The sequence below is a fragment of the Erwinia sp. V71 genome, from assembly GCF_965644245.1.
GTDB lineage: Bacteria > Pseudomonadota > Gammaproteobacteria > Enterobacterales > Enterobacteriaceae > Erwinia.
This window is the reverse complement of sequence record NZ_CBFFRK010000184.1, coordinates 1-5,525: the sequence shown is the minus strand read 5'-3', so window position 1 is coordinate 5,525 and position 5,525 is coordinate 1. Positions and strand designations below refer to the sequence as shown.

Here is a 5,525-nt window from a genome sequence, read left to right as displayed (position 1 = left end):
CAGGCGCACAGAGCCGGAGTTTGCCTATATCAACCTTGGCGAAGCGCAACTAATGCTTGAGCAGTATCATCCAGGAGGGTGGAATACGGCAGAACTCACCAGACCGCTGGGACGCGGCGTAAATTTCCAGATAGACGTGGACGATATTGAACTGATATTCGCCCGTGTAAATGCGCATAACGTAACGCTGTATCGGGGTCTCAGCGATAACCATTACAATACCGGCGCAACAACCGCCTGCCAGAGAGAATTTCTCGTGCAGGATCCGGATGGATACCTTCTGCGTTTCAGCCAGTACATTGAGTAGAGCTTCTGCTCTTTCTCACGAGACCCTGCGGGCCACTCGCATTTACCATAACATCCCTTGTCCGCACCCCCTGAGAGGCCCTCAGCGGTGTTTTACACCCTGAGCAGTGAAAAGATACCTCTCCCCCCACTAAAACGCCCCGGAATCGCGCCGGTGAGTTTTGCGCGCGTGCATGGTTATGCATGGCAGTGACTGTGGTAAAATTTCGGGCATTATTTGTCACCAGATGGCTAAAACTTCATGTCCCGTAATCCAAAAAATGGCGGCAGACCAAATCAAAAACCGCGTAATATCCAGGAACTCGTCAGCACCCTGAGCGAAAGCGAACTACGCGCACTGAATCAGTGTATTGTCGAACGTCTCCGGACCCTGCAACAACAACGTGCACAGCAGAATATGACGCAATTCCGGCTTGGTGACGTGGTACGCTTCACCGGTAATGACCAGAAAGAAGTCACAGGAATCATCATCCGTCTCAACAAAAAAACAGTATCAGTGCATTCCGAGACAGGTGGGCGATGGACGGTATCGCCGCATTTTCTGACCTTAATAAAACGACAGACAATCGGCGAGGAAGCAAGGCAGGAAACGTCACTTATCGTTGATATTCCTGTCACGCTTAACAAGCTGACACACTGAAAATAAAGAAATGAAGCGTAAGCGTCAGTCTTCCTGTGGTGTGATTGCTTCCATGATCATATCCATCGAAAACCCGCGACTTTGCAGGAACCGCATCTGACGCCCTTTTTCTCTGGCATCGGAAGGATAATCGTCCCCAAATTTTTTAATCCGGCAGTCTGATGCCATCTGAAACCAGTCCACATCACAGTCTTTAATTGTCTTTTCAGTCACCTCCTGATCGATACCTTTCTGTCTAAGCTCCTGCCTGATACGGGTCGGACCATACTGTTTTCGCAAAAAACGGGACACCATATTTTCAGCAATACGCTGATCGTTCAGATAGTCGCTGTCACGAAGACGGACAATGACAGTTTCCACTGTCATCCCGTCATCTGTCATATAGTGTAAAGCCCTGCGCATTTCGCCGTTGCTGTAGTCCTTACGGGCAAGAAGAGAGACTGCGTGTTCGTAAAGTTCATCCGGCTTCATTGAAGCTCCTTCGTTTTCTGTTCAGCCATATAACGACGTTTAACCCAGAGACGGGCCATTGTAAGTTTTCTGACGCTGCAACCGTTCCCGCTCCAGCACTTTCTGGTGCTGCGCCGCACGCTCGTGCTCCCTGTGTGCTTCAATAGCGTTCAGCCTCACGACAACCGGCGAAGCTGCTCGCTCAAACTCTGCACCTGCCTGCTCAAGCCCGTGACGCGCTCGCTCAGCGCCGCGTTCTCCCGTTGCATAAGACCAGACATCGTCCGCCATTCCTCGAAGGCGTTCTCCCACTCGTCCAGTCTTTTCGAGTAGTCCTGCTGTAGCTGCTCTAATGCGCTCAGCAACTGTTTTTCCAGCTCTGTCATGTGCTATTTCCCCGCCAGTATCATCCAGCTCGAATCCTCTCCGAATCGTCCCGCTTCCGGGTTCACCCTCACGCAGCGGCGTCTCTGCTCTCCGCATGTCGTGAGCTGCACGCCGCTGTTCCTCTCTGACAGCATGGCCTGCGTGTTCTTCTGCTCCCGGATGGTCTTGAAGTTGTCGAGTATCTGCTGTCCCTGCCACCACAGAATGCCCGAGCTGAGGGCTATCGACAGCGCAGAGACCAGGACGATGGTCAGCCACGTCTGGCTGACCATGCGCAGCATCCCTTTCGTGCGCTGGCTCATGGCTGAGGACAGCTTCCGGTCGTGGTCGAGGATGGCGGCGCTGATTCTCTTCTCGCTTTCGCTCAGTTCCGCTCTGACAGACTTCTCGTGCTCGCTGAAGGCGGCTTTCAGCATCTCGCCGGTAGTCTGCTGCTGCGCTTTCGATTTCTGCTCTAAGTCCTTCGCCAGCGTTAAAAGACTGTTCATAGATGGCTCCCTTCAGTCGGATGTTTCGCCCCCCGTCCGGGTCGGCAATGCTGATACTGTTTTTTGTGGTGCGCACCACCTCAAAACCTGCGCTTTCCAGCGCCTCAGTGACGTCCTGACGGGTTTTCAGCTCCCCGGACGAGGCTAGGGCGAGTAAACCCCGTGTAATCGCCTGAGCGGCTTCCTGCTTCGCTTCCGGCAGCGCGGACGGCGTGACCAGCGCCCGCCGGTTTTCCGGCGCGTTCGGGTCGTGCAGCCCCAGCCTGCCGTTCACGATGGTCTGCCAGGCATCAATGCGCGGACGGTCGGCGCGGTCGTAATACGGCTGGAGACGTCTTCCGGTCAGCAGCTCCGTGTTCGGGATCAGGAAGTTCAGCTCCAGCCGCCCCTTGTCCTGGTGCTCAACCCACAGCACGCTGTACTGGTCTTTATCGAGTCCGGGCATCAGAACCCGCTCGAAGCTCGCCATCAGCTTTTCACGCTGGCCGGGCGGTAAGTCCTGTTCGGCAAAGGACAGGACGCCGGAGGTGTATTTTTTGGCGTAGGGCGAGGCGTCGATAAGCTCCCGGACTTCCTCCGGCTTCCCCTGCAGAACGCTGGCTACTTCGCGCTGGCGGTCTTTGCCCAGCAGATAATCCACCGGACCGGCGCCACCGCCGCGCCCTCGCGGATGAAACTTAACGATCATCGTCCGCCCCCTTTTCCAGCACGGCATGCCGTAGACGCTCGAGTCCGGCATCGATGGCCATCAGCGCTGCGACGACCTGCACGCGGTCATGCCCGCTACCGCCACCGCCGTTAACCTGCCGGGCAATCTGGTTAAGGTTGTTCCCAATGCCGGCAAGCTGACGAAGCAGCGCCGGCGAGATCGAGGGAAGTTTGCCGGCTCGAGCGGGCTTCTCGTCCAGGCACGTCTGGCGCATCCAGGCTGCGAGCTGTTTGCCGTCGCAGCGCTCCAGCAGACGCCGGTGCTCATCTTCGGTCACCCACATCGTGAGCATTTTGCTGCGTTTGTCTGCCAATCCGGCCTCCTGATAACGCCGGGACGGGCGGGAAATCTTTTCCCGGTCAGGCGCGGTGTTGGACAAGCCGCAGTCGCGTCAGTGGATTTTAGCGGGTTTCGGGGCGCAGCCCTGAACCAGTCACGTAGCGCTAGCGGAGTGTATACTGGCTTAATATGCTAAATCGAAGTGGGAATTCACGGAAGTGCTTCATGTAACAAGGGGAAATGCGACTGCAGGGCGTAAGTGCAAAATACGAGTATCGATGAAATGACGCCTCCTCGGTCACTCGGTCGCTACGCTCCGGCCGTGAGACTGCGGCGGGCGTTACCGGCTCACGAATGGCGGGATAAAGAGATGGCGCTCAAATCAGGAAGGACGGGAAAAAGGATGCGGCGTTGCCGTTTTTCCATAGGCTCCGCCCCCCTGACAAGCATCACGAAATCGGATGCTCAAATCAGTGGCGGCGAAACCCGACAGGACTATAAAGATCCCAGGCGTTTCCCCCTGGTAGCTCCCTCGTGCGCTCTCCTGTTCCTGCCTTTCGGTTTACCGGTGTCACTCCGCTGTTATGGCCGCGGTTTCTCATTCCACGCCTGACACTCAGTTCCGGGTAGGCAGTTCGCTCCAAGCTGGACTGTATGCACGAACCCCCCGTTCAGTCCGACTACCACGCCCGTTCCGGTAACTATCAACTTGAGTCCAACCCGGAAAGACACGAAAAATCGCCAGTGGCGGTAGCCATTGGTAACTGGAGGTATACGAGAGAGAGATTAAGAGGTCTTGAAGTATGGGCCTAAGTGAGGCTACACTGGAAGAACAGTTTTGGTTTCTGCGGTCTCGTATACCCAGTTACCTTCGGAATAAAGAGTTGGTAGCTCTGAATTCCGGCAAACTAACCACCGTTGGTAGCGGTGGTTTTTTTGTTTACAGGGCATGAGATTACGATTCTTATCGAAGGATCTCAAGAAGATCCTTTATCCTGGTATGAAACTCCTTTAGAAAACACGCTGAGTCACTAACATGGCTATAGTTCACCTAAAAAAAATACTAGCTGTAACTTCTTTACTACTTCCTGTTCTATCCCTAGCAGCTGGTGTGACCCCCGTCGATATCCCAGCAAAAAGTAGTGACAAAGCCATTAAAGCTATAATTTGGACGCCATGCTTAAGCCAATCAAATAAAATACAGATAGGCCCAATTACTCTACATGGAAAACTTAAATGCCCCATGCAAGGAAGTAATTTACCATTAATAGTTTTTTCACACGGATATGGTGGGTCAAACCTTAGTCATCACGATCTCGCTGAATATCTGGCAGACTCAGGTTTTGTTGTGGCGGCCATAAATCATCCCGGAGATAATTACTCAGCCATAAATCATGGTACGAAAACATCTGACTTCATCAATAGACCACAAGATATAAGCCACTTGATTGACTATATGCTTAATAATTGGACAGACAAAAAAAGCATAGACCCGCATCGTATTGGTTTTTTTGGTTTCTCTCGAGGTGGCTATACAGGACTTGTTTTAGCAGGCGGCAAGCCTGATTTCCTTGGTGCAAACACACCTTACGACCATGCGAACATTCCTTTTGAAAAACATTACTCATCTTATATTCTTAAAAATGACTCTCGCATAAAAGCTTTTGTTATTGCTGACCCTGTCAACATTTTCACAACACATGAAAGTGTAAAAAATATAAACTCCCCAATTCAACTTTGGATTTCAGAATTTGGTGGTGACGGGATTCTTCCTGATGAAGGGAAAGCGTTAAGAAACATACTACACATAAATAATGAATTTCATCTAGTAGCAGGCGCTACGCACTTCTCCTTTCTAGCACCTTGCTCTATTGAAATGAGTAAAACTGTGCCTGATATATGCACTGACATTAATGGTTTTAATCGTTATAACTTCCATAAAATGATGAATTCTAGCGTATTGGGTTTTTATAGAAAATCCCTTTAAAATAATATCAGGATGTTATTTACCATAACATCTCGGCCATGAACCCCGCACAAGCCATCTGGTGTATGCTGCGTCAGTCAAACAAGGATGAAAAAAATGACTGACACGAACGAACCCTACTGGAACCGCATGGTTCCCGAGCTGACCGTCACCGATCTTCCCGCTTCCCTGAGCTTCTATACCGATGTGCTTGGCTTCAGCGTCATGATCAGGCGCACAGAGCCGGAGTTTGCCTATATCAACCTTGGCGAAGCGCAACTAATGCTTGAGCAGTATCAT

General features: G+C 52.0%; 7 protein-coding genes. 4 read left to right on the top strand and 3 right to left on the bottom strand.

The genetic code is table 11. The annotated features are described in order from the left end of the window. Positions 1–307 (top strand): VOC family protein (locus ACSZO1_RS21545; RefSeq protein WP_437616307.1); only part of this gene is annotated, 307 nt, incomplete at its 5' end. A 240-nt stretch (positions 308–547) separates the two neighbouring features. Further along, positions 548–946: a hypothetical protein gene (locus ACSZO1_RS21540; protein WP_437616305.1), complete on the top strand. Its 399-nt coding sequence runs from the start codon at positions 548–550 to the stop codon at positions 944–946. Positions 947–970: 24 nt separating this feature from the next. On the opposite strand, the gene ACSZO1_RS21535 is transcribed toward ACSZO1_RS21540, so the two are convergent. The 3 genes from ACSZO1_RS21535 to ACSZO1_RS21525 are packed head-to-tail and all read right to left on the bottom strand — an operon-like array spanning position 971 to position 3,272. Beyond that, the gene (locus ACSZO1_RS21535) at positions 971–1,417 is read right to left on the bottom strand and encodes a regulatory protein RecX (protein ID WP_437616303.1); all 447 of its coding nucleotides are present in this window, start codon (positions 1,415–1,417) and stop codon (positions 971–973) included. A 39-nt stretch (positions 1,418–1,456) separates the two neighbouring features. Further along, a complete protein-coding gene (gene mbeA, locus ACSZO1_RS21530; RefSeq protein ID WP_437616301.1) occupies positions 1,457–2,959 on the bottom strand; it encodes a plasmid mobilization relaxase MbeA in 1,503 nt (500 codons plus the stop codon). Beyond that, positions 2,949–3,272: a MobC family plasmid mobilization relaxosome protein gene (locus ACSZO1_RS21525; protein WP_437616309.1), complete on the bottom strand. Its 324-nt coding sequence runs from the start codon at positions 3,270–3,272 to the stop codon at positions 2,949–2,951. The genes mbeA and ACSZO1_RS21525 overlap by 11 nt, the downstream gene beginning before the upstream one ends. Before the next feature lie 1,023 nt (positions 3,273–4,295). On the opposite strand from ACSZO1_RS21525, the gene ACSZO1_RS21520 reads away from it, so the two are divergent. Further along, entirely contained in the window at positions 4,296–5,246 is a 951-nt protein-coding gene (locus ACSZO1_RS21520; RefSeq protein WP_437616299.1) for an alpha/beta hydrolase family protein, read from the top strand. A 96-nt stretch (positions 5,247–5,342) separates the two neighbouring features. Continuing rightward, positions 5,343–5,525, top strand: a 183-nt coding sequence (locus ACSZO1_RS21515; RefSeq protein ID WP_437616297.1) for a VOC family protein, incomplete at its 3' end; no start/stop codon positions are given.

Coding starts and splice junctions, on each gene's coding strand:
- ACSZO1_RS21540 (WP_437616305.1), top strand. CDS start 548: ATGTCCCGTAATCCAAAAAATGGCGGCAGACCAAATCAAAAACCGCGT.
- ACSZO1_RS21535 (WP_437616303.1), bottom strand. CDS start 1,417: ATGAAGCCGGATGAACTTTACGAACACGCAGTCTCTCTTCTTGCCCGT.
- mbeA (WP_437616301.1), bottom strand. CDS start 2,959: ATGATCGTTAAGTTTCATCCGCGAGGGCGCGGCGGTGGCGCCGGTCCG.
- ACSZO1_RS21525 (WP_437616309.1), bottom strand. CDS start 3,272: ATGCTCACGATGTGGGTGACCGAAGATGAGCACCGGCGTCTGCTGGAG.
- ACSZO1_RS21520 (WP_437616299.1), top strand. CDS start 4,296: ATGGCTATAGTTCACCTAAAAAAAATACTAGCTGTAACTTCTTTACTA.